Here is a 24100-nt window from a genome sequence, read left to right on the forward strand (position 1 = left end):
ACTTACTTGGTTTCCGCAAACAGTTCGCGGCCTATCAGCATGCGGCGGATTTCGCTGGTCCCGGCGCCGATTTCGTACAGCTTGGCATCGCGCCACAGGCGGCCGGCCGGATACTCGTTGATGTAGCCGTTGCCGCCCAGGGCCTGGATCGCTTCGCCCGCCATCCAGGTCGCCTTCTCCGCACTATACAGAATAGCGCCGGCCGCATCCTTGCGCAGTTGGCGCACGGCTTCCGGCGTGGTGGCGCGGTCGCAAGCCTGGCCCACGGCATACACATAGGCCTTGCACGCCATCATGGTCGAATACATATCGGCCAGTTTGCCTTGCATCAACTGGAATTCGCCGATGGGCTGGCCGAATTGCTTGCGGTCATGTACATAGGGCACGACCAGATCCATGCAGGCCTGCATGATACCCAGCGGCCCGCCGGACAGCACGGTGCGCTCGAAATCGAGGCCCGACATCAGCACGTTGACGCCCTTGCCCAGGCCGCCGAGCACGTTTTCGGCCGGTACTTCGCAATCCTGGAACACCAGTTCGCCCGTATGCGAGCCGCGCATGCCCAGCTTGTCGAGCTTTTGCGCGATGGAAAAGCCCTTGAAATTCTTTTCGATCAGGAAGGCCGTCATGCCGCGCGGACCCGCTTCCAGGTCGTTCTTCGCGTACACCACCAGCACGTCCGCGTCGGGGCCGTTGGTGATCCACATCTTGGTACCGTTCAAGACCCAGCGGTCGCCCTTGAAGTCGGCGCGCAGCTTCATGCTGACGACGTCCGAGCCCGCGTTCGGTTCCGACATGGCCAACGCGCCGATGTGCTCGCCCGTGATGAGTTTCGGCAGGTATTTCGCCTTTTGCTCGGCCGTGCCGTTGCGCTTGATCTGGTTCACGCACAGGTTCGAGTGGGCGCCGTAGGACAGGCCGACGGAAGCCGAGGCGCGCGAGATTTCTTCCATGGCGATGATGTGCGCCAGGTAGCCCATGCCGGCGCCGCCGTACTCTTCGCTGACGGTGATGCCGAGCAAGCCCATGTCGCCCATCTTGCGCCACAGGTCCATGGGGAACTGGTCCGTGCGGTCGATGTCGGCCGCGCGCGGCGCGATTTCGGCGGCGGCGAATTGTTGGATCGCTTCGCGCAAGGAGGCGATGTCGTCGCCGTGGTCAAAGGTCAAGCCTGGGAGATGGAGCATGTCGTCCTCGTCGTCGTTATAAGTATGAGTGTGGCGGTCATGGTGGCCGGGGCAGTAAAGCTGTGAGTCAATGAAGCAATGATACCTAGTTGTGACGTTTACGTAAACGTCAAGCGATGCGTGTGCGGCCTGCGCCGCCGCGTGAATGCCTAGTTTGTTTGCGCCTTATCAAGGTTCAAGTCCGCCAGCATGCGCGCGCACGCATCTTCATGCGCGCTGATCTCCGCCAGCGCCATTTCGATATCGATGCGCTGCTGCTCCAGGGTCTGCCGGTGCTGCGCCAGCACGCCCAGGAAGCGGTCCATCTGCGCGCGCGTGTCCTTCGGCGACTCGTACATGTCGACCAGGCTCTTGATCTCCGACAACGCCAGGCCCAGGCGCTTGCCGCGCAGGGTCAGTTTCAATCGGGTGCGGTCGCGTGGCGTGTAGACGCGGCTACGGCCACCGGCGCCTTCGCGTTTCGGGCTGAGCAAGCCCTGGTCCTCATAGAAGCGGATGGCGCGCGCCGTGATGTCGAATTCCCGCGCCAGTTCGGTAATGGTATAGGTCGTCGTGGGTGCGGGCGGTGTCGGTTGCATGGGTGGTCGGTAGCTGGATGGATGATGCGAGGCAATGGTTGGCAAAGTGCCGTTTACGTCAACGTCAATACTATTGTAGCTTGCCCTGCCCGTGCTGCAACAAAGAAAAAAGAAGACGTGAAGGGGGAATTTGGCGAATCAGGCAACAATTACTGAAAATAAATTGATTCTTCTTGCACAAACGCGCTTAAGATCGAGAGTTGGTGGCCAACATGACACCAAAAAGAGCTTTCCTGGCATAACGGCGACATTCTTTTCGCTGTGATGGCAGTAAAATTTTTTAGGCGCAGATTCTTTCCTGTAGGCACGATCAAAAAACAACGTTTCACTATGAACACGTTGTTCATATCGTTTCCATATTGGAAACAAAATGGCCCTTCTGAAAACTTTGTCTACAAGAAATTGTATGACATGGGCATTGCGCGTATCGATAGAGGAGGGCATTATCCGATACCGTACGTTGTAATGCCAAACCGAGGCTTTGAATCGTGCTGCAGTGCGAAAATCAAGGCTAGCCGCGAATTTGACCCGAAGCCACGCAGAATCGCAAGAGAAAATTCGGCCCACTTTTTGACCTGAAAAGCCCGGCCGGAGTGTTAATTGTTAATTGATGCTCTTTTCAAATGTAACAATCTGTATGGTCATTCAAGAAACTGACTTTCATGTTACAACATGAAATAGTACACCTATGAATTCTTCTAACGAACGCGAAAGCTTCAGCCAGCGACTTCAGTTGGCTCTCAAAAACGCCCATTACTCTCCAGACAGCCCGACCAGACTGGCCCGGGAATTCAACATCCGTTTCGATGGACGCCCGATTACTGTGCATGCAGCTAGGAAATGGTTAGTAGGTGAAGCAATTCCCACGCAAGAAAAATTGCGCATGATTGCCCAATGGTTGGGTGTTCCCGCGGAATGGTTGCGTTTTGGCGGCCCGGAAAGCGCCACGCCGAATGGCGAAGCGGGCAGCGCTTTATCGCGCTTTGAGTCCGCTGATGTGAAATTAATTGCCGATTTGCAAAGATTAGATGAACATCATCGTCAAATCGCGCGAGAATTTATTCGCATGCTGGTGAGAGTCAACTACCAAAAGTAAGCATTCAGGCCCTCCCCGGCCGGTGCCGTCCGCCTTACGCTGACGGCGCTCCCCCTGTCCTTTTATTTGCGCAAGGTCATACTGGAGACATGATTTTGCCGCACAATAAGACCTCGCATGTTGCGCTGCAGCGGAATTATTTGACAATAATCCCGTCCGCAGCGGCGCAGCGGCCAATACCAGCGCATAATCACGTCAGAAGCAGCCAGTTCATCCACTACGGAGCCGAGCATTTGAGCCGTCTTATGAAAAGTAACTACAGCAATACCGCGCAGCTGAAGGACTTGATGACCGTGCCCCCCATGACTGCCGCGCAACATGCGGAAGTGATGCGCAAACGGATCGCCCACCGCAGGATGGTTGAAGAAGCCAGGGATTTGAAGCAGGCCAGTGCCCATCAGTTCGACAAGCGGTGAGTGGTGGATGCCTGACCAAAGCTGCTGCGCGTCGCGCTTTGCGGCCGGCGATGCTCACCGTACTAAAGTACGGTTGCGCTTCTCGGCCACAAATCACTGCCGCTCGCTACGCTTTTGTCAGGCATCGTGACGCCGACTCAATCGTGACGCCAACTACAAGATAGGGGTGTCGCCAGTGGGCTTAAGACCATTCCACCGCGGCGCCAGGCTGTGCTCGATGCCGAGCAGGTCGATGACGCGCGCCACCGTATGGTCGACCATCTCCGCGATGCTGTGCGGGTGGTGATAAAAGCTGGGTAAGGGCGGGAAGATGATGCCGCCCATTTCGGTCACGGCCGTCATATTGCGCAGGTGCGCCAGGTTGAACGGCGTCTCGCGCACCATCAGGATCAGGCGGCGGCGCTCCTTGAGCACCACATCGGCGGCCCGCGTGATCAGATTATCCGACAAGCCATGCGCGACGGCCGCCAGCGTCTTCATCGAGCATGGTGCGACGACCATGCCATCCGATTGAAACGAGCCGCTGGCGATTGACGCGCCGATGTCGCGCAGCTTGTGCACGACGTGCGCCTGCGCTTCGATGTCCTTGCGCCCCACGCCCGTTTCCTGGTGCAGGGTCAGTACGGCCGCATCCGACAAGACCAGATGCGTCTCGACGCCGGGGATGGCACCGAGCAATTGCAGCAGCCGCAAGCCATACACGGCGCCTGTGGCGCCCGTGATGGCCACGACGACACGGCGCGGCCGCTGCGTTTGGCTATCAGGCATCCAGCAGGGACTTCAGTTCGCCCGATTCAAACATTTCATTCATGATATCGGAACCACCGATGAACTCGCCTTTCACGTACAGCTGTGGAATGGTCGGCCAGTTCGAGTAATCCTTGATGCCTTGGCGCACTTCCGGGTCATCCAGCACGTTGACGGTAGCGATGTTTTCTACGCCGCACGCTTTCAGGATCTGGATGGCGCGGCCGGAAAAGCCGCACTGCGGGAACTGGGCCGTGCCCTTCATGAACAGCACGACTGGCGTGTTCGTCACGGTTTCTTTGATCCAGGTTTGTACGTCGCTCATAGCTGCCTCTGATGGGTAAATAAATAGATGCCGTCATTTTATAAGAAAACGCCGGCACGGGTATGCGCTCAAGTCATAAATTGGGCAAGTCAGCCACGTTCAGGCGTGCAAGGTCTTGCCCAGGCAGACCGATTGTGCCGCGCCCACGTATTTGCCCCAGGCAATGACTGGAGCATAGCCGTGTTTGGCATAGAACGCCACCGCGCGGCTATTGACCACGCGGGTGGACAGGTGCAGCGCCTGGTAGCCATGCCGGCGCGCCTGCGCCTCCACGTGGGCCAGCAGGGCCGCGCCCACGCCCAGGCCACCTTTGCCGGGGCGCGCATACATGCGCTTGAGTTCGCCTATGGAACTGTCCGCCCCGCCCAGCGGGCGCAGGGCGGCGCAGCCCTGCAGTTCCCCGTCGGCATCGCGGGCGATATAAAAGCCGCCGCGCGGCGTTGCCGCTTCGGCATCGAAAGAGGCGCGGCCGCTGTCGCCATTGATGCGCAGCAGCGCGTCCGACAATTCGTCGAGCAGCAGCTGCGCATCCGGGCCGGCGGCATCGACCGCCAGGATGACAAGGTCATGCCTGGCGGCCATGGGCTTAGCCGCGCAGCTTGGCGAACGCGGCGGCCATGCTGCCGGCTGGCTCTGGCGCGTTGCGCGACTGCGACTGGTGCTGCGCCATGCTGCGGCGGTCGTTGCGGTCGCCGCGTTGCTCCGGTTTGCTGCCCGCTTGCGGCGCGCTGTCCGTCAAACGCATGGTCAGCGCGATGCGCTTGCGCTTTTCATCGACTTCCAGCACTTTCACGCGCACCACTTGCCCCGCTTTGACCACCGTGTGCGGATCTTTGACAAACGTGTTCGACAGGGCGGAAATGTGCACGAGGCCATCCTGGTGCACGCCGATGTCGACAAAGGCGCCAAAGGCGGCCACGTTGGTAACGACGCCCTCGAGTATCATGTCCGGACGCAAGTCGCGGATTTCTTCCACGCCTTCCTTGAAGGTGGCCGTCGTGAATTCCGGACGCGGGTCGCGGCCCGGCTTTTCCAGTTCCTTCAGAATGTCGGAAATGGTCGGCACGCCGAACGTTTCATCCGCGTATTTTGCCGGGCTGAGGGTTTTCAGCAAGGCGGTCTCACCGATGACGGCCTTGATATCCTTCTTGATGTCGGCCAGGATCTTTTCCACCAGCGGGTACGATTCCGGGTGGACGGCCGAGGCGTCGAGCGGGTTCTCTCCGCCCATCACGCGCAAGAAGCCCGCCGCCTGTTCGTAGGTCTTGTCGCCCAGGCGCGGTACGGCCTTCAAGGCCGCGCGCGACGTGAACGCGCCCTTCATGTCGCGGTAGGTGACGATGCTTTGCGCTACGCTGGCCGACAGGCCGGAGACGCGGGCCAGCAGCGGCGCCGATGCCGTGTTGACGTCCACGCCGACGGCATTCACGCAATCTTCCACCACGGCATCGAGCGAGCGTGCCAGCTGGCTTTGGCTCACGTCGTGCTGGTACTGGCCCACGCCGATCGATTTCGGGTCGATCTTGACCAGTTCGGCCAGCGGGTCTTGCAGGCGGCGCGCGATCGACACGGCGCCGCGCAAGGACACATCCATGTCCGGCAACTCTTTCGAGGCGAATTCGGACGCCGAATACACCGACGCGCCTGCTTCCGAGACGACGATCTTCGTCATCTTCGCTTCCGGATGCTGCTTGATCAAGTCCTGCGCCAGCTTGTCCGTCTCGCGCGAGGCGGTGCCGTTGCCAATCGAAATCAAGGACACATTGTGCTTGGCAGCAAGACGGCCCAGCGTGTGCAGCGAACCGTCCCAGTCGTTCTTCGGCTGGTGCGGGTAGATCACGGCCGTGTCGACCACCTTGCCGGTGGCATCGACGACGGCGACTTTCACGCCCGTGCGCAAGCCAGGATCGAGCCCCATGGTGGCGCGCTGGCCGGCCGGCGCGGCCAGCAGCAATGCCTTCAAATTGGTGGCGAACACGTTGATCGCGTCAAGTTCCGAGCGTTCGCGCAGCGCGCCCATCAGTTCCGTTTCCAGGTGCATGAAGCTTTTCACGCGCCAGGTCCAGCGCGCCGTGTCCGCCAGCCACTTGTCGGCCGGGCGGCCTTGTTGCTTGATGCCGAAGCGGGCGGCGATGCGGCCTTCGCACGGATTGTGCGGCGCATCCCATTTCGGTTTTTCCGCTTCCGTGTCCAGGCGCAGGGTGACGTCGAGGATGCCTTCGCGGCGGCCCCGCAGCAGCGCCAGCGCGCGGTGCGAGGGGACGGTGGAAATGGTTTCCGAGTAATCGAAATAATCGGCGAATTTTTCGCCTTCGTCCTGTTTGCCTTCCACCACTTTCGATTCGACGATGCCATGTTCCTGCACGTATTCGCGCAAGGTTTGCAGCAGCGTCGCGTCTTCGGCGAAGCGCTCCATCAGAATCTGGCGCGCGCCATCGAGGGCCGCCTTGGTGTCCGCCACGCCCGGATTGTTGCCGTCGGCACTCGTAAACGCGTCGCGCAGGAACTTGCCCGCTTCCGTTTCCGGCGTCAGTTCCGGGTTCTCCAGCAAGCCGTCGGCCAGCGGCATCAGGCCCGCTTCGATGGCGATCTGCGCCTTCGTGCGGCGCTTCTGCTTGTACGGCAGATACAGATCTTCCAGGCGCGTCTTGTCTTCCGCGTGCATGACGGCGTCGAGCAGCTCGGGCGTCATCTTGTTCTGTTCCGTGATCGAGGCCACGATGGCGGCGCGCCGCTCTTCCAGCTCGCGCAGGTAGCGCAAGCGCTCTTCGAGCAGGCGCAGCTGGATATCGTCGAGGCCGCCGGTCGCTTCCTTGCGGTAACGGGCGATGAAGGGCACGGTGGCGCCTTCGTCGAGCAGTTCGATGGCGGCGGCAACCTGCACCGGTTTGGCGGCAAGTTCAAGGGCAAGGCGTTGTTCGATAGTGGGCAGCATGGTTGTTTCCAGAGCGATCAAGCCTGGAATGATACGCAATCGGCGCGATTGCGCAATCTTGACAGCGCAAATGGACTGTGCGTTGACAAGCGGCCTAGCGGGCCGGCAGCAGCGGGCTGGCGGGTGCGGGAGTTGGCGGCCTCTGCGGCGTGACGGACTTGCCGAAGGCATTGCCCATGCGGTGTTCGAGGGCGGCGCGGTTGTACAGCCCCAGTTGGTTCGACGGGCGCTGCATGACCGCTTCGGCGCCGGACAGGGTGGGCGGCGGCCGGTTCAGGGTGTTGCTGTTTGGCAATAATTTTTCAGTCAGGCACGACATCGATGGCGCGCGCTGGCCTTGCCCTTCCGCTTCCGCGCAGCCTTTCTGGGGGGCGGGTGCCTTCACGACGACGGTGTGCTCGTCCGCCTGCGCGGGCAGGGCGGCGCAGATCAACAGCAACAGCGATAACAGGCGTGCCATGGCGGCTCCCGGAGCGGTGGACAAGCGCTCAGCATAGCAAAGTCATGTGTCGCAGTGATGACACGCCAGCCCGGCAGCTATATGACCGATGTCATGCAGTTGTCATTTTACGCAGCTACCATCCTGCCATTCTGCAGACAACATTGCAGTCAAGACACTTCATGAGCAGGATTTTTCGTTGATTCCCCTGGAAAATGACACTAAGCCACCGCCGCGCCGCAAGGGGCAATGCCCTGTCCGCCTGCTTGCTGATGACATTGATGACATTCATGACATTCGCGCGGCCCGCTGCCGGTGCGGATGGCGCTGATGCCAGCGCGCACTCTACCCTGCGCTTCGACTTGCCCGCCCAGCCGCTCGACGCGGCCCTGGTGGCGTTTGGCGAAGTGACCGGGTACTCCGTGCTCGTCAGCAGCCAGCTGGCGGCCGGCAGAGTGGCGGCGCCCGTGCGCGGCGAGTATACGCCGGCCGAAGCACTGCAGCGCCTGCTGGCAGGCACGCAGCTGGGCGCGCGCTTCAGCGGCAGCAATGCGTTTACCTTGCTGGCGCTGGCCGACGCCCCTGTGGCGCCGGCGCCCGTGCCGGCCGAGGCCGCTCCCGCCGCGCCACCGTTGCAAGGCTACGCGTCCGTCCTGCAGCGCTCGCTCACGCGCGCCCTGTGCCGCTTGCATCCGGACGCCTTCGGCCGCTACCGGCTGGCCTTCCAGCTGTGGCTGGACGAGCGGGGCAAGGTGCGCGACGTGCACGTGCTCGAAGGGAGCGGCGTGGAACAGCGCGACCGCGCCGTGTTGCAGCGTTTGCGCAGCCTGCTGATGGATGGCGTGCCGCCGGCGGGTTTGCCGCAACCGCTGACGATTTTACTGACGCCGCGGCCCGACCCCGGCGCCGATTGCGCGCCCTACCTGCCGGCCGGAGCGCCCTGACGATGTCGGACTTGCTGAAAGCCACCTTGCGCAAGCTGTTCCTGGAACGCTACGGACAGTTTCGCCGCCACCTGCAGCGCCGCCTGGGCTCGGAAGACCTGGCCAACGATGCGCTGCATGAAACATATTTAAGAGTGGAAAAGATGACCGCGCCCGAGGCGATCAGCTACCCGTCCGCCTACCTGATGCGCATCGCCATCAACATTGCGGAAGATCAACGCCGCGACAATGCGCGCCTGCTCAGCCTGCCCGATATCGACGATCTGTACGAGATGGCCGACGAGCTGGCCGACCCGGCCCGCACCTACAGCGCGCGCGCCGAAATCGAGGAACTGGAACGGGCGCTGCAGGAGCTGCCGAAACGCCGGCGCGCCATCGTCATCGCCGCCCGCGTCGATCAGTTGCCGCACCGCGACATCGCCGAGCGCTTCGGCATTTCCGCCCGCACGGTGGAGAAGGAATTGCGCGCCGGCCTGGAACATTGTTGCGAGCGCATGGGACGCGATTTCATCCAGCGCTTCGGTCCCGGCGCGGGAAAAACGTCTACACATCATGACTGAACAAGCGGAAGACGATATGGGTGTCATCCAGAAGGAAGCGCAGGCGTGGGTCGTGCGCCTGGCCTCGGGCCAGGTCAGCGAGCGCGATGCGCAAGTGTTTCGCCACTGGTGCGCGCGCAGCCGCAAGCATGCGACGGCGTTTGCCGAGGCGCGCGCCGTGTGGAGTGCGATGGCGCCCGCCGCGCATGCGGTCAAGCGGGCGCAGGCACCCGTGAACGTGGCGCGGCGCGCCTGGCTGGGCGGCGCAGTGGCTGCCTCGCTGGGCTTGCTGGTGCTGCGCCCGCCCACGGACCTGTGGCCGGCCGTGGCGGGCCTGGGCGCCGACTACGCCACCGGTACGGGCGAGCAGCGCGAAGTGGCGTTCGATGGCGGCGTGCTGGTGCAGATGAATACGCAGACGCGTCTCGACGCGGCGCCCGTGCAGGACGGCGCCGCGGCGCTGGTGCTGCTGGCGGGCGAGGCGGAATTCCAGGCCGGCCTGCGCGGTGCGGCGAGGGTGCGCGTGCAGGCGGGCGACGGCATGGTGTCGGCCGGCAGCGCACGCTTCAATATCCGCCTGTTCGGCCAGGAAGTGTGCGTGACGTGCCTGGCGGGCCGCTTGCGCGTGGCGCAGGCCGGCAACGATGCGGAGCTGGCCGCCGGCCAGCAGCTGCGTTACCGGCCCGAGCATTTCGGCATCGCCCGCGCCGTGGAAAAAAGCGACGTCAGCGCGTGGCGCCACCGGCTGCTGGTGTTTAAACAAAGCACCCTGGCCGAGGTGGTGGACGAGGTGAACCGCTACCGTCCGGGCAAGCTGATCCTCAATGGTGACGCCTTGAAGCACACGCGCGTGCAAGCGAGCTTCTCGCTCGACCGCCTCGACGATGTGATCGCCCTGATCCAGGATGCATATGGCGCGCGCGTGACGCGGCTGCCGGGCGGCATCGTGCTGTTCGGCTGAGGCCCGCCTTGGCACGCCAAGGCGGAGCGCCAATTATGACATTTTCATGACCTTTTGCAGTCCCGGACCTTGTTCCCTGTCAATGCTGCTGGAAGCCGCGAATCAGTGCCTGCCGCCCGCCCCGTGCGTGCCGCGCGCCGCCTCGCGATATCGGTCAGCAACGGAACATGAAAAGGGAATGTCGCCATGCAGCGAAGCAAGTCGGTCACGAAACACGCATCCTCCTCCGCCATGGCGGGCAACCGGACCGGGCGCCCGGTGCGCCTGAAACCGCTGGCGCTGGCCATCGCCATGCTGCTGCAGACGGGCGGCGTGCAGGCGCAGCAGCCGTTCAGCGGCGCCTGGTTTGCGGGCAAGGGCGCGCAGCAGGGCACGGCCGCCGCCACCGGACGCTTGCCGAATGGCCAGGCCATCATCGGGACGGACAATAAGCAGGCGCAGCAGCAAAAAGCCAATGCGCAGCTGCAAAGTTCGCTGAACAATCTGCAACTGGCGGCGCGCGCCATCGCGGTGCAGCAGGCGGCCCAGCAGGCGGCGCGCCAGGCGGCCATCGCCGCCGGCGCGAAGGTGCCGGAAGGCCTGGCCGAAGGCGGCTTGAAAGTCGACAGCAACAGCCTGACGGCAGGCTGGTTCAATGCGAATGGCCCCACGCAGGCGCAGGCCGATGGCAAGACCGTGGTGACCGTCAAGCAGACGGCCGACAAGGCGATCCTGAACTGGGAGACGTTCAATATCGGCCAGAATACCACCCTGCAATTCGACCAGTTGGCGAACTGGTCCGTGCTCAACCGGGTCAACGATCCGCTGGCCCGGCCCAGCCAGATCCGTGGCCAGATCAAGGCGGACGGCACGGTGATGCTGGTCAACCGCAACGGCATCCTGTTTACGGGCAGCAGCCAGGTCGACACGCGCAGCCTGGTGGCCGCCGCCGTGGGCATGAGCGACAGTCAATTCAAGAAGGGCATCTACAGCGAAACGCTGGGCTCGGGCTTCAAGCCCACGCTGGCCAACGACCTGGTGCTAAACGGCAGCGTGGCCACGCACGGCAACGCCACGGCCGACGTGGTGGTGCAGGCCGGCGCGCAGATCAGCACGCGCAAGCCGCAGACGGTGACGGAAGGCGGCGGCTATGTGCTGCTGGCCGGGCGCGAAGTGCATAACGGCGGCAGCCTGTCGGCGCCGAACGGCCAGGTGACGCTGGTTGCCGGCGACAGCTTCGTCATCCGCAAGGGGCTGGGCACGGACGCCAACCAGACCTCCAGCACGCGCGGCAACGAGGTCGACGCCAAGTTCAACGCGCACAGTGGCGCCGGCACGGCGATGAATACGGGCCTGGTGCAGGCGCTCACCGGCGACGTCACCCTGGTGGGCCGCGACGTGCAGCAGGCCGGCGTGTTGCTCAGCAGCACCAGCGTGACGACACGCGGCACCGTGCACCTGAAGGCCGACGGCAGCGACGGCCTGGTCACCCTGGCGCCGGACAGCCTCACCACGGTACTGCTCGACGACAGTGGCGCCACCGCGCTGGACGTGCAGCGCGATGCGCTCATCAAGGACTCAGCCCTGCTCAGCGACGGTGCCTACAACCGCCGCGACCTCTCGCTGATCCAGATCGCCTCCGGCCGTGACATCGTCTTCGACAGCGGCTCGCTGACCCTGGCCACCGGCGGCCAGGTCAATGCGCTGGCCACGCGCCGCACGCAAGTCGCGCGCGGCGCCAGCATCGACGTTTCCGGTGCCGTCGGCGTCAACGTGGCGATGGCTTCGAACAACGTGCTGATCAATGCGCAGGGCAACGAGCAGCGCGACGCGCCCGGCAACCGCGACAGCAAGGTGCTCAACAACGCCGACCTGTGGGTCGACCGGCGGGACCTGGTACGCGTGGCGGCCGGCACGAATGGCTATCCTACCGACCGCTGGTACACGGGCGGCGGCTTGCTCGAAGTGAGCGGCTATCTGAACACCAGTGGCCATGGCATCGGCGAATGGGCGGCGCAGGGCGGCACGGTGGCGTTCAAGGGCGGCGAACTGGTGACCCAGGCCGGTTCCTCGCTCAATGTTTCCGGCGGCACCTTCGACGTCCAGACCGGGATGATTCGCCAGAGCTGGCTCAGCGGCAAGGATGGCCAGCTGTACCGGTTGTCGACGGCGCCCGGCGACGTGCTCTATAGCGGCCTGTATCGTGGATTCGAATCGTTGCACAAGCGCTGGGGAGAGGGGGCGACCGAAAACTTTGCCAACCCCCTGATCGGCGCGCGCGAACGCCTGGAAAACGGCTATATCGTGGGCCGTGACGCTGGCCGCGTCATCGTCGGCACCGGTTCCGCGGTGCTCGAAGGCGGCATCGAATCGAGCGTGTTCCAGGGCGAGCGCCAGAAGGCGACGCGCGATGCCACCCTGGATAGCTACCGCCAGTCGCAGCTGGCGGCGCCCCGCAAGGGAGAATTGCTGCTGGGCCAGATCGTGCCGGTATTCGATGCCACCAGCGCACAGTTGCGCGACAACCCGACGGCCCTGCTGCAGTCGCTGCACGTCGGCACGGCCGGCGCTGGCAGCGCCCCAATGGCCGCGCCCGGCCTGCCGGACGCCATGCCTGACAGCCTGGTCGGCAAGGCCTTCCTCGATGCGGGCTGGCTCAACGCCCAGCAACTGGGCGGCTTCAAGGCCTATGTCACCGGCGGTATCGCGGTCGATGCCGCCGTGCAAGTCGCTCCTGGCGGCGAGATTGCGCTGCACGCTCCCGAGGTAGCAGTGAATGCCGGCTTGAGCGCGCGCGGCGGCAGCATCGCCCTCGGCGACATCGTCAACAAGCTGGCCAGCAGCGGCAATGGCTGGATCGACACCGTCATCGCGCCGACACCGAAAGGGCAGACGGCCGGCATCAAGGTCGCATCCGGCGTCACGCTCGACACCCGCGGCCTGTGGAGCCAGCTGCAGCTGGACCCGAGCGACATTTCCGGCTTGCCGTACGTCAATGGCGGCAAGGTGTCGCTGGTCGGCAGCGGCGCCGTCACCCTGGCTGCCGGCAGCGTCATCGACACTTCCTCCGGCGCGGCCACGCTGGCCAATGGCAAGTTGCAGGGCGGGCGTGGCGGCAACATCACTCTCAAATCAAACCAGAACGACGTCGATGGAAAAGGCTCGGCGGCGCTGGTGATGGACGGCGAGTTGCGCGGTTACGGCGTGAAGGGGGGCGGCACGCTGAGCATCGATTCCGGCATCGGCGTGGCCATCGGTGGCGGCGTGCTGGCCGAGAACGGCATCTTGCCGGCGGGCCAGTCTGTTCCGGTGCACCTGACCCTGGCAGAGGCCTTCACCATCAAGGCCGGCACGGTGCTCGACAGCGATTTCAGCTATATCAGCAACCGTCTTGCGCCCGGCCAGCCGTTGCTCGACCTGCCTGACTTCAGCGTGTCGCGTCCCTACACCCTGGCTGCCCCGTGGGTGGTGCCGCCGGCCTCGGTCAGCTGGGAATATATCTACATCGGCGCCACGAATGGCTCCACGTACATGTCCGGCATGACCGTGCCGGCAGGCGTCACGCTGAACAGCGTGCAGGGCAAGCTTGGCTCCGGCTACCTGGTACCGGCCGCGGCGTTCCCGAACGGCATGCCCGTCGCTCCCTATAGCGCGATAGTGGCCGCCGGCACCGCGTTTGCGGCGGACGTGACCCTCAACGCGGGTGACCGCCTGATGGCCGGCAACCGCGTGCCGCAGGATCTGGCGATCAAGCCGCTGCTGATACTGGACAGTTCCCTGTTCCAGCGCGGCTTTGCGCACTACGACATCAGTGGCCAGCAAGGCGTGCAGGTGGCGCAGGGCGCCGCCATCGACGTGGCGATGCCGGTGCTGCGCGCCGATCCGGCGGTGGCGCGCACGCTGGCCAGCGGCGCCGATCCCGCCGCCGCCTTGCAGCCGTGGCTGGGGCCGCAGTGGCAGGAAGACGCCGTCAAGGGCGTGTTGACGCAACGCGCCGGCGCCGATATCGCCTTGGCGGCCGGCACCCGCAGCGCCAAGGCGCCGCTGGTGATCGGCCAGGGCGCCGCGCTGCGTGTGGACGAGGGGCAGAGCATCAGCCTCACCGGCAATGGCCAGGTCACGGTGGAAGGCAAGCTCAGTGCCGCCGGCGGGCGCATTTCCGTGCTGCCGGGCCTGCTGGTCACCGGTAACGAGAGCAATCGTCCGGATGGCAGCGCCAATGCCCAGTCGATCTGGATCGGCGACGGCGCGGTGCTCGACGTGGCCGGCCGCGCGGCCACCGCCATCGATGCCCAGGGAGGCGTGTATGGCCATGTCGGCAGCGGCGGCACCATCGAGATCGGCGCCAGGCACAAGCTTGACGCCACCCGGGTCGAGGCGGCCGACGCTTTTGTCGTGCTGCGTCCTGGTGCGCGCCTGGAAGCGTCCGGCGCAGCGGCCACACTTGACCTGCCCGGCCAGGGCAGCGTGCTGGTGGCCGGCGACGGCGGCAGCATCGCGCTCAGCTCCTTCCGTGGACTGTTCCTTGACGGCGGCATGCATGCGGCGGCCGGTGGCGCGGGCGCGGCCGGCGGCACCCTGGCGCTGAACCTGGAAACACCGAACTACGGCATCGTCGGCAAGATCGACTTGAAGGGACTCGTCGTCGAAGACGCGGTGCGCGTGCCGCGCGAACTGGTGGTGTCGCGCCTGCAGGGCGACAGCGGCCTGGCCAGCGACCTGATGGCCGGCGACAGGGACCCGGCGCTGCGCTACGGCGCGGCGCGCCTGGGCGTCGACCGCATCCAGGCCGGCGGTTTCGACCACCTGGCCCTGCTGTCCAACGGCTTGCTCAGCTTTGATGGCGATGTCGACCTGTCGCTGGGACAAAGCCTGCGCCTGACCGCCACCTCGCTGGCGCTGGGCCAGAAGGCCGACGCCGCCACGCAGGTCAGGCTGGCGGCACCGTATATCCGCCTGTCGGGCACCACCCGTACGCAAGCCGATGACCATTTGCTGCCCAACCCGGTCAACGGTTCGGGCAATCTCGGCGCGGGCGGCGGCAAGCTGGGCACGCCGGCCGTCGCCGACACTGCGCGCCTGGCCCTCGATGCCGCCTTGATCGACCTTGCCAACACCGTCAATTTCGGCGCCAATGGCAGCATCGTGCAGAACGTCGCCAAGGACCTGGAAGTCAAGCGTGACGCCTTTGGCGAGCTGGAACTGCGCAGCAGCGGCGATATCCGCATGCTCGGCGATGCCGCGCTGTACACGCCCGGCAACCTGACCCTGGCGGGCGCGCAGATCTATCCTGCCAGTGGCGCCAAGGGTCGCGTGATCGTTGGCCAGAAATCGGTGCTCAACGAGTACGGACAGATGGTGCGCCAGTTCGACCCCGCGCGCAGCCTGACCATCGAGCGCGCCGGCGATCCGTCCGCGCCGCTGCCGGCCATGCCGTACTCGGTATTCGGCTCGCTCGAACTGGGCGCGGCCACGGTGAACCAGGGCGGCGTGTTGCGGGCGCCCTTGGGCAAGATTGCGGTGGGCATGAACGGCTCGGGCGCGGTGACCAGCCAGCTCAATGTGCTGCCCGGCAGCGTGACCTCGGTCAGCGCGAATGGACTGGTCATGCCTTACGGCGGCACGCTCGACGGTCTCAGCTACATGTATGACGGCGACGACGTGGCGTACAAGGGCGTGGGCAACGATCCGGCGATCGTACTCGCCGGCAAGAGCGTCGACGTGCGCGATGGTGCCGTGCTCGACATGACGGGCGGCGGCAGCCTCATGGGCGCCGCTTTCCTGGCCGGGCGCGGCGGCTCGACCGATGCGCGCCTCAATCCATTGGTGCAGACCTCGGCCAAGGGTGGCTTCGTGCTGCCCGGCCTGGCCACCAACCCCGTCTACGCCATCGTGGCCGGACCGCAGGCCGCCTATGCGCCTGTCGTTGCCGAGAACGGCGCGGGCGATCCGGCGCTGGGCCGCCAGATTACTATCGGCACCGGCGTGCCTGGCCTGGCGGCCGGCACCTACACCTTGCTGCCGTCGAGCTTTGCCCTGTTGCCGGGCGCCTTCCGGGTCGAACTCAATGGACTGGCGGCCGGCGGCATGCCCATGGGGACGGCCACGGCCATGCGCAATGGTTCGTATGCCGCCGCGGTGCAACTGGGCATCAGCAACACCAGCCAGCGCGACGTGCGGTCATCGCAGGCGCTGCTGACGTCGGCCGACGTGCTGCGCAGCTATTCGCAATTCAACGAAACCAGTTATGCCGACTTCGCGCTGGCCCAGGCCGTGCGCGACGGCGTGCCGCGTCCGCTGCTCGAACGCGATGCCAAGGCGCTGCACTTCGACCTGGTGGCACCCGTGGCCGGCGACAGCACCGCCGCCACCGACGCGCTGCGCTTTGCCGGCAAGGCGCAGTACACGCCTGGCAAGGATGGCTTCGGCGGCAGCGCCCTGCTGCTGGGCGGCTACAGGCGCAACTATGAAATCCTGGGCAGCGGCGCCGCGCCCACCGCCGGTTTCGATGGCACGTCGGTGCGCGTGGACGCCCTGAACGCCATTGCCGCGCCGCGCCTGGGCATCGGCGGCTTGCCAGTGGCTAATTACAACGATCCGTTCACCGGCCGTCAGCAAGCCAACGTGGCGCAGTTCCAGAGCGGCGCGGGTACGGTCGTGCTGCGCGACGGCGCGGTGCTGCGCGCTGGCGAGGTTTTCCTGGTGACCGATACCAAGGCCGGCGGCATCATCATCGAGCAGGGCGGCGGCATCAATACGCTGGGCCGCGGCACCGCCGCCTGGGATTCATCGAACGGCTTCGTGTATGCGCCGGGCGCGTCCAGCGTGCTGGCCGTTTCGAACGGGCGGCTCGACATGCTGGCCCCGACCTTCAGCACGGATCCGATCCGCGGGGCGGGCCGCATCGATATCGGCGCCTGCGCGCCGGGCGCCACATGCAGCGGCGCGACGCCGCTGTATTCGGAAGGCACGATCGCCGCCGCCACGGACCAGAGCTTCCAGCTGCGCGACGCCACCACCTACGGCACGCGCAACCTGGTGCTGGCGGTGGGCGGCATCAACGTCGGCAGCGAAGCGTCGCTGGCGGCGATGGCTGCGCGCGATGCGCTGCCGGCCGGGTTGACGCTGAACCAGGGCATTCTCGACCGCCTGCTGCGCGGCGACGCCAGTGCCGGCGCACCTGCGCTGGACAACCTGGTGCTGACGGCGCGCGACGCCATTAATTTCTATGACAACGTCGAATTGTCGACCATAGACGCGAGCACGGGAAAATCGTCGCTGGAGCGCCTGGTGATCGGCACGCCGGCGATCTATGGCGCCGGCGGCAGCGACGCCGTCGCGCGCATCCACACCGACGTGCTGGTGTGGAATGGCGCCACCACGGCGCCGGGCCTGCCAGCCACCGAAGGGGCGGGCAGCGGCAAGGGGCGCCTGCAGATCGACGCCCGCCAGGTCGAGTTCGGCTATGGCCCCAACAGCCGGCCAGACACCATCCACAGCATGGACCGGCTGATCCTCGGCTTTGGCGATGTCGCCATCAACGCCGCCGAGCGCATCACCGCCAACCATAGCGGCTCGCTGGCCGTCTACCAGTCGCAAAGCGGCTGGGATACGGCCAGCAAGGGCTACCTGCGTAGCGGCGGCAACCTGACCCTGAATACGGCGCTGCTGACCGGCAACGCCGGCTCGGTCAACAAGATCAAGGCGGGCGGCGACATCGTGGTCTCCAGGCCATCCACGGCCAAGGATGTGCCTCAGGACGCGACCGCCCTGGCCGGTGCGCTGGGCGCGGAGATCGCGCTCGACGGGCGCAGCGTCACCCTGGACACGTCCGTGCTGTTGCCGAGCGGCAAGCTCACTGTCTCGGCCGAGCGCGACGTGCTGCTGGGCGACGCCGCCCGGCTTGACCTGGCCGGCCGCAAGATCGCCTTCCACGACGTGAGCAAATACAGCTGGGGTGGTGACGTGGTACTCGACAGCCGCAGCGGCGACGTGCGCCAGGCTGCCGGTTCGCGCATCGACATCTCGGCCGTATCGAACCGCGCCGGCAAGCTGACCGCCACGGCGCTGGGCCAGGAAGCGGGCACGGTGTCGTTGCTGGGCGGTATCGCGGGCGGCAGCAGCGGCCACTATGACGCCGGCGGCACCGAGGTGCCGTTCGCGGCCGGCGGCGCCGACATCCGCGGCCAGCATATCGCGGACTTTGGCAGCCTGAACCAACGCCTGACGGATGGCGGGGTAGTCGGCAGCCGCAGCTTCCAGCTCAAGCAGGGCGACCTGGTGCTGGGCAACGAGCTGCGCGGACGCGAAATCAACGTCTCGGTCGATGCCGGCCACCTGACGGTCAAGGGCACCGTCGACGCCAGCGGCGAGCAGGTCGGCAGCATCCGCCTGGCCGCGCGCGACGGCGTCCACCTGGCCGGCAGCGCCGTGCTCGATGCCCACGGCAGCGTGTTGCGGGTCGATAGCTATGGCAAGGTCATCGAGGCACCCAACCGTGCCGTGATCGACATCGATGCCGGCAGCGGCCGCCTGGTGCTCGACAGCGGTGCGCGCATGGACTTGCGCGCCGGCACGGCCGGCAAGGCCGACCGGATCGCCTCGCTGGGCACGCTGGAACTGAGCGCGCAACGTGTCGGTGGCGCTCGTGGCAACGACATCGCCATCGATGCGGCCGGTCCGCTGGCCATCGACGGCGCCCGTGCCATCACAGTCAACGGCTTCTGGTCGTACACGGACGCCCGTCCGGGCACCGACGCGACGGCCGACGGCCGTCCCTACCAGGTCATCGACCAGGACTACCTGGACCGCAAGCACGACGACAGCGTGGCCTTCATGACGGGCGCCCTGGCGAATGACGGGCTGATGAATGGCCGCCTGTCCGGCCTGCGCAACTACCGGGACGCCTTCCACCTGCGTCCGGGCGTAGCCATCCTCAGCGCCACGCCGGGCGGCGACCTGCATGTCGATGGCGACATCGACCTGTCGGGCTACCGCTACGCCAGCGTCAACCCGCATGCCATGCACACCGCAGTGCGCGGCTCGGGCGAAGCGGGCGCGCTGGTGCTGCGCGCCGGCGGCAAGCTGAACATCTTTGGCAGCCTGAACGACGGTTTCGACGGTGCGGCCCTGCCGGTCACGCCGGACGACAATGGCTGGGTGCTGACCAAGGGCCGCGTGCCCTGGGGCGCCGACGTCATCGTGCCGCATGACCAGCTGGTCACGCTGGCCGACGACACTTTCTTCCAGTCCGGCCGCACCCTGAACTACGATCTGCCCATGAAAGCCATGGGCTTGCGCGCCGACACCGCGCTGCCGGCGCAGGCCACCTTGACGGCCGACTTGCAGTTGCCGGCCGGAACCGTGCTGGGTGGCGCCGTGCGCAATGCGGCTGGCGCGGTGATATATGCGGCTGGCACAGTGTTGGCCAGCAATGTCACGCTGAGCAGTGGCATGCGGCTCGATGCCGGCACCCGCCTGCCGGTACCGATGCGGGTCGCCGCCATGACCTGGCCCGGTGGCGTGCCGCTGCCGTATCCGATCGGCGCGGTCAACGATACGCCCAGCCCCGACTATAACGGCGATGGCGTGCCCGATACCCCTGCCAATGGGGTGATACTGGCTGGCAATTTGACCCTGCGCAAGGGCGCGCTGGTGCCGAGCGAAACCTGGGTGCGCCTGCCCGACGGCGCCGATATGGTCAAGCTGCGCCCGAGTGACGCGGCCGGCAACCAGGGACGCAACTGGGCCCTGGCGCCGATGCTGGCGAGCGGTTCCCAGTCGTGGTCGATGCGCCTGGTGGGCGGCGCCGATACGCAGGCGGCCGACAGCCGCGCGCTGCGCCAGGGGGCACCGGACGCGGGCTTGCTGCTGACGGATCATCATTACGGCATGGGCCAGGCTTACGAGCTGCCCACCGTGGCCGTGCCGCCGACGCCTGGCGTGGCGGGCAACTTTTACTGGATGGGCCAGTCGGACATCTATGCCGGCTATCCGGCTGGCACGAAGATCAATCTCGACGATTTTCCGAGCGTGGAAGCCTTGCTGGAATACAACCAGTGGGGCGTGGGCGACCTGGTGACCTGGCTGCCCGAGGGCGCCAGTTTTCCAGCGGTGGCCAAGCCGGCGCGGCAACAGCTGTTCAGCGTGCTGCGTACCGGTACGGGCGACCTGGACCTGCTTGCCGGTGGCAACTTCAGCCAGAGTTCGCCGTATGGCGTCTACACGGCCGGCACGCAGGCGGCCGACGTTGGCGCCGCCTACCGTCAGGCGCGCGCGACTGATCGCAACGGTTCCATCCTCGGTCCCGATGGCGCGGCCTTCAAGCCCTACGTCGATGGCGGTGCGCAAAGCCTGTACCAGGCCTGGTATCCGGACCACGGCGGCAACGTGCTGGTGCGCGCCCAAGGCGACGTGACCGGCGATCTGGTCGGCGCCGCCCGCGGTGATCGCCGCACGGACGACCTCGGCTACATGCGTCCCCAGCTCAGCAGTACAGGTGTTGGCAACTGGCTGTGGCGCCAGGGCACCGGCAGCGCCGTCGCCCAGGCTGACGGCGTGCCGACCGCCTGGTGGATCAACTTCGGCAGCTACGTCGCCGGTGGCAGCGGCAGCAATTACCTGTTCGAGACGCTGCCGGTGATGACCGGCTTCACGGGCATCGGCACCCTGGGCGGCGGCAACCTGGTGCTGGAGGCCGGCGGTGCCGCCGGCATGCTGTCGACCCGCGCCGACCAGTCCGGCAGCGCCGTGGCGCGCAGCCAGGGCCTGAATTTGGTGGTGGCCAGCACTGGCCGGGTGGCGCCGGACGGTTCGGCGATGACCTTGACCGGCGGCGGCGACCTGGACTTCCGCATCGGCGGCGGCCTGAACCCGGTGGCCGAAGTGCGTTCGTTCGCCACGCCGACGGGCGAGGTCACGTCGCAGACCCGCTTCGAGGGCAGCCGTAGCGACCTCAATAGTACCTTCGTCAACTTGCGCGGCGCCATGCGCATGGCGGCCGGCTCGGTGGGCGGCATCGAGTTGCGCTTCGACAAGGGCGATAACCAGGAGTCGCGCGCCTATCAGGTCTACAAGGCCACGTCGTCGATCGGCGGCGGCGGGCCGGTGCTGGTGCCGGGCGATGCCGGCGTGCGCATCGATACGCGCGGCGACCTGGTGCTCGGTGGCGTGGGCGACGCCGGCCGTGTCACGCAGGTGAACAATGGCACGCCGTTTACCGCACAAGGGGTGGCGCACGATGGCGAGGGTTACAGCTGGTTCTCGCTGTGGACGCCATCGACCGCCATCGACCTGTTCAGTGCGGGCGGCAACCTGACGCCGTCCACCGCCTGGATGGATGACCGCGCCAGCGCCAACCTGGCGTCCGCCGGCGGGCGCTTCGTGCTGCCATCGCAACTGCGGGCGGTCGCGGCCAGCGGCAGCCTCTACTACGGCAACTCCAGCCTGGGCGGCAAAGACCTTACGGGCGTCCCGCTGCGACCCGCGGCCGGCCTGCTGCTCGCACCCTCGCCGGTCAGTCCACATTTCACCCGCAGCACCCCGGGGCAACTGGAACTGATGGCCGGTGATTCGATCTATGCGGGCGGTTATTCGGTGACGGCTTCGGGCGCCGATCCGACCATGCTGCCTAGTCCTTTCAATCCCGGCTTCGCCGGTGTTTCCGGCGTCACCGTGTACGGCGACCTGTATACGCACAACGTGAGCCAGAATGCGCAGGCGCCCGACTTGCTGTTCGTGCCGCGCGATGCGGGCGGCTCGCCGCAACGCTATCCGCTGTTCACGTTTGCGCCGCCGACCGCATCGGGCTATGCGGTGCAGGGCCAGCTTCCGGCGCGCTATTACGCCGCCGAGGGCGATCTTGTCGGGTTGCGCACGGGATCGATCATCACGCGCAATGTCGGCAAGACGGAGCGGCTCAGTACCTGGTACGAAGGCGGCGGGCCGGTGGCGCTGCGCGCCGGACGTGACATCGTCAACTCCGGCACGGCGCTGGGCCTGTTCGACGGCACGCCCGATGGCCTGCTGGGCTGGAGTTCGCAGGTGGCGTACAACAACCCGGCGCTGCCGCTGCGACCGACCCTCGCCACCCTGGGGGCGGCGAGTGGCAATCTGCTGGTGCACAACAATCCGGACGATGTCTCGGTGGTCAGCGCGGGCCGCGACCTGCGTTACAGCACCTTCTATGTGGCCGGTCCCGGCACGCTGGAAGTGACGGCCGGGCGTGACATCTACATGGCAGACAAGGCGGAACTGAAAAGCATCGGGCCGGTGGTCAACGTCAAGCCGGGCGACCGCAGCAGCGGCGCCGGCATCGTGGTCGCTGCCGGGGTGGGAGCGCATGGTCCCGATTACGCCGCCTTCGCCGCACGCTACCTCGATCCGGCCAACCTGAGCGAGCCGGGCAAGTCCCTGGCCGACCAGCCAGGCAAGGCGGTGGCCGTGTATGGCGGCCGTCTGGGCCTGGCCGACTGGCTGCGCACGGAATTTGGCTACAGCGGCGACGCGGCGGGCGCGCCAGCCTTCCTGGCCGCGCGCCAGAGCGAGCTCGACAAAACTAGCCAGGCCACCAGCGGTGCCGTCAGGCGCGACCTGCAGCGTGAGTACGGCCTGTCGAGCCAGTTGCATCTGGTCAACTGGCTGGAAACCCGCTATGGCGCCGGCCAGCGCAATGGTGCCGGGCTGACTTTCGATGCCGCCAGCATGGACGCCCGCAAATTTTTCGCGGCCTTGCCGGCCGAACAGCAACGTGTCTTCCTGCGCAACATCTATTTCGCCGAACTCAAGGCTGGCGGGCGCGAATACACGGCAGCGGGCGGCGTACGCGAAGGCAGCTACCTGCGCGGCCGCGAAGCCATCGCCACGCTGTTCCCGACCAAGGATGCGCAGGGCAAGCCCGTGACGTATGGGGGCGACCTGACCATGTTCAGTGGCGCCACCTACTATCTGGATGGCAGCGAGGGCGCCAGCACCACGCGGCCGCGCAAGGGGGTCACTTACCTTACTCGCGAGCAATATGCGCTTGGTGGAGACAGCCATCGGCCCGTGTTTGACCTGGCCGATGCCGGCATCCATACCGATTTCGGCGGCAACATCGACATCCTGACGCCGGGCGGGCGCACCCTGGTCGGCGTCGATGGCGGTTTCGTGCCGGGCGAAGGCTCGGGCGTGCTGACGCAGGGCGCCGGTGAAATCCAGATCTATGCCCGCGACAGCATCCTGCTGGGCCAGAGCCGCATCTTCACCACGTTCGGCGGCAACATCCTGGCCTGGTCGGCGCAGGGCGACATCAATGCCGGCCGCGGCTCCAAGTCCACGGTGGTGTTTACGCCGCAGCGCCGGGTCTACGACGACATCGGCATGGTCACCTTGTCGCCGACTACGCCGAACACGGGCGCCGGCATCGCCACCCTGAATCCGATCCCGGAGGTGCCGCCTGGCGACATCGACCTGATCGCCCCGCTCGGCACCATCGATGCGGGCGAGGCGGGCATCCGCGTCTCGGGCAACGTCAACCTGGCTGCGCTGCAGGTAGTCAACGCGGAAAACATCCAGGTGCAGGGCAAGTCCACGGGCATGCCGGCCATCGCCGCGGTGAACGTGGGCGCGCTGAGCAATGCCAGCGCGGCCGCCTCGCAAGCCGTGACGGCGGCGCAGGACGTGCTGCAGCGCGAACGGGCCGCCACGCGCCAGGCGCAGCCGTCGCTGTTCACGGTGAAGGTACTGGGCTTCGGCAACGAGCAGGCGGACGAGGGCGGCGCCGGCAAGCACAGCGGCGGCGAGCCGCAGGCGTCCAGCTACCAGCCGGCCGGCGTGGTGCAGGTGCTGGGTGCGGGACCGTTGACGGCGCCGCAGCTGCAGGCGCTCACGCCAAACGAGCGGCGCGGCCTGCAGCCATGAGATTTATGAACATTTGATGACATTCGGCAGTCGCCGCGCGCGGCGGCTGTCTAGG

At 66.1% G+C, this 24100-nt stretch carries 13 protein-coding genes; 6 read left to right on the forward strand and 7 right to left on the reverse strand.

Features of this window, described 5'->3' with window-relative positions; genetic code table 11:
• Window positions 1–2 precede the first annotated feature (2 nt).
• Both CBW66_RS15065 and CBW66_RS15070 read right to left on the reverse strand, forming a co-directional pair.
• The gene (locus CBW66_RS15065; RefSeq protein WP_086137446.1) at window positions 3–1187 is read right to left on the reverse strand and encodes an isovaleryl-CoA dehydrogenase; all 1185 of its coding nucleotides are present in this window, start codon (window positions 1185–1187) and stop codon (window positions 3–5) included.
• Between the two features lie 149 nt (window positions 1188–1336).
• Window positions 1337–1765: a MerR family DNA-binding transcriptional regulator gene (locus CBW66_RS15070; RefSeq protein WP_086137447.1), complete on the reverse strand. Its 429-nt coding sequence runs from the start codon at window positions 1763–1765 to the stop codon at window positions 1337–1339.
• Between the two features lie 688 nt (window positions 1766–2453).
• Here CBW66_RS15070 and CBW66_RS15075 point away from each other — a divergent pair.
• Both CBW66_RS15075 and CBW66_RS15080 read left to right on the forward strand, forming a co-directional pair.
• Complete coding sequence (locus CBW66_RS15075) at window positions 2454–2861, forward strand: hypothetical protein (protein ID WP_034753756.1); 408 nt, start codon at window positions 2454–2456, stop codon at window positions 2859–2861.
• Between the two features lie 89 nt (window positions 2862–2950).
• Complete coding sequence (locus CBW66_RS15080; RefSeq protein WP_086137448.1) at window positions 2951–3277, forward strand: hypothetical protein; 327 nt, start codon at window positions 2951–2953, stop codon at window positions 3275–3277.
• A gap of 153 nt (window positions 3278–3430) precedes the next feature.
• Here the strand turns inward: CBW66_RS15080 and CBW66_RS15085 are convergent, their stop codons facing one another.
• The 5 genes from CBW66_RS15085 to CBW66_RS15105 all read right to left on the reverse strand — a co-directional run bounded on the left by CBW66_RS15085 (window position 3431) and on the right by CBW66_RS15105 (window position 7744).
• Window positions 3431–4045, reverse strand: a complete 615-nt coding sequence (locus tag CBW66_RS15085; protein ID WP_086137449.1) for a UbiX family flavin prenyltransferase — start codon at window positions 4043–4045, stop codon at window positions 3431–3433.
• Window positions 4038–4349, reverse strand: a complete 312-nt coding sequence (gene grxD, locus CBW66_RS15090; protein WP_034753766.1) for a Grx4 family monothiol glutaredoxin — start codon at window positions 4347–4349, stop codon at window positions 4038–4040. The genes CBW66_RS15085 and grxD overlap by 8 nt, the downstream gene beginning before the upstream one ends.
• Before the next feature lie 99 nt (window positions 4350–4448).
• Window positions 4449–4931, reverse strand: a complete 483-nt coding sequence (locus tag CBW66_RS15095) for a GNAT family N-acetyltransferase (RefSeq protein ID WP_086137450.1) — start codon at window positions 4929–4931, stop codon at window positions 4449–4451.
• A 4-nt stretch (window positions 4932–4935) separates the two neighbouring features.
• Window positions 4936–7284 carry a Tex family protein gene (locus CBW66_RS15100; protein WP_086137451.1) on the reverse strand — a complete coding sequence of 783 codons (2349 nt, stop codon included), beginning with the start codon at window positions 7282–7284 and terminating at the stop codon, window positions 4936–4938.
• Window positions 7285–7378: 94 nt separating this feature from the next.
• Window positions 7379–7744, reverse strand: coding sequence for a hypothetical protein (locus CBW66_RS15105; RefSeq protein WP_086137452.1), 366 nt, complete (start codon window positions 7742–7744; stop codon window positions 7379–7381).
• A 260-nt stretch (window positions 7745–8004) separates the two neighbouring features.
• Here CBW66_RS15105 and CBW66_RS15110 point away from each other — a divergent pair, with 260 nt between their 5' ends.
• The 4 genes from CBW66_RS15110 to CBW66_RS15125 all read left to right on the forward strand — a co-directional run bounded on the left by CBW66_RS15110 (window position 8005) and on the right by CBW66_RS15125 (window position 24045).
• The gene (locus CBW66_RS15110; RefSeq protein WP_170932890.1) at window positions 8005–8667 is read left to right on the forward strand and encodes a secretin and TonB N-terminal domain-containing protein; all 663 of its coding nucleotides are present in this window, start codon (window positions 8005–8007) and stop codon (window positions 8665–8667) included.
• A gap of 2 nt (window positions 8668–8669) precedes the next feature.
• Window positions 8670–9227, forward strand: coding sequence for an RNA polymerase sigma factor (locus tag CBW66_RS15115; RefSeq protein ID WP_086137454.1), 558 nt, complete (start codon window positions 8670–8672; stop codon window positions 9225–9227).
• Window positions 9220–10167: a FecR domain-containing protein gene (locus CBW66_RS15120; protein WP_086137455.1), complete on the forward strand. Its 948-nt coding sequence runs from the start codon at window positions 9220–9222 to the stop codon at window positions 10165–10167. The genes CBW66_RS15115 and CBW66_RS15120 overlap by 8 nt, the downstream gene beginning before the upstream one ends.
• 186 nt (window positions 10168–10353) lie before the next feature.
• Window positions 10354–24045 (forward strand): filamentous haemagglutinin family protein, encoded by a 13692-nt coding sequence (locus CBW66_RS15125; protein ID WP_086137456.1) that lies wholly within the window; start codon window positions 10354–10356, stop codon window positions 24043–24045.
• The last annotated feature ends 55 nt before the right edge of the window (window positions 24046–24100 follow it).

The organism is Janthinobacterium sp. GW456P, assembly GCF_002127655.1.
In the GTDB taxonomy this organism is placed as follows: Bacteria; Pseudomonadota; Gammaproteobacteria; order Burkholderiales; family Burkholderiaceae_D; genus Janthinobacterium.

Excerpts from the sequence above, each read along its gene's own strand:
- CBW66_RS15065 (WP_086137446.1), bottom strand. The coding sequence starts at position 1,187 with ATGCTCCATCTCCCAGGCTTGACCTTTGACCACGGCGACGACATCGCC.
- CBW66_RS15070 (WP_086137447.1), bottom strand. The coding sequence starts at position 1,765 with ATGCAACCGACACCGCCCGCACCCACGACGACCTATACCATTACCGAA.
- CBW66_RS15075 (WP_034753756.1), top strand. The coding sequence starts at position 2,454 with ATGAATTCTTCTAACGAACGCGAAAGCTTCAGCCAGCGACTTCAGTTG.
- CBW66_RS15080 (WP_086137448.1), top strand. The coding sequence starts at position 2,951 with ATGATTTTGCCGCACAATAAGACCTCGCATGTTGCGCTGCAGCGGAAT.
- CBW66_RS15085 (WP_086137449.1), bottom strand. The coding sequence starts at position 4,045 with ATGCCTGATAGCCAAACGCAGCGGCCGCGCCGTGTCGTCGTGGCCATC.
- grxD (WP_034753766.1), bottom strand. The coding sequence starts at position 4,349 with ATGAGCGACGTACAAACCTGGATCAAAGAAACCGTGACGAACACGCCA.
- CBW66_RS15095 (WP_086137450.1), bottom strand. The coding sequence starts at position 4,931 with ATGGCCGCCAGGCATGACCTTGTCATCCTGGCGGTCGATGCCGCCGGC.
- CBW66_RS15100 (WP_086137451.1), bottom strand. The coding sequence starts at position 7,284 with ATGCTGCCCACTATCGAACAACGCCTTGCCCTTGAACTTGCCGCCAAA.
- CBW66_RS15105 (WP_086137452.1), bottom strand. The coding sequence starts at position 7,744 with ATGGCACGCCTGTTATCGCTGTTGCTGTTGATCTGCGCCGCCCTGCCC.
- CBW66_RS15110 (WP_170932890.1), top strand. The coding sequence starts at position 8,005 with ATGACATTCATGACATTCGCGCGGCCCGCTGCCGGTGCGGATGGCGCT.
- CBW66_RS15115 (WP_086137454.1), top strand. The coding sequence starts at position 8,670 with ATGTCGGACTTGCTGAAAGCCACCTTGCGCAAGCTGTTCCTGGAACGC.
- CBW66_RS15120 (WP_086137455.1), top strand. The coding sequence starts at position 9,220 with ATGACTGAACAAGCGGAAGACGATATGGGTGTCATCCAGAAGGAAGCG.
- CBW66_RS15125 (WP_086137456.1), top strand. The coding sequence starts at position 10,354 with ATGCAGCGAAGCAAGTCGGTCACGAAACACGCATCCTCCTCCGCCATG.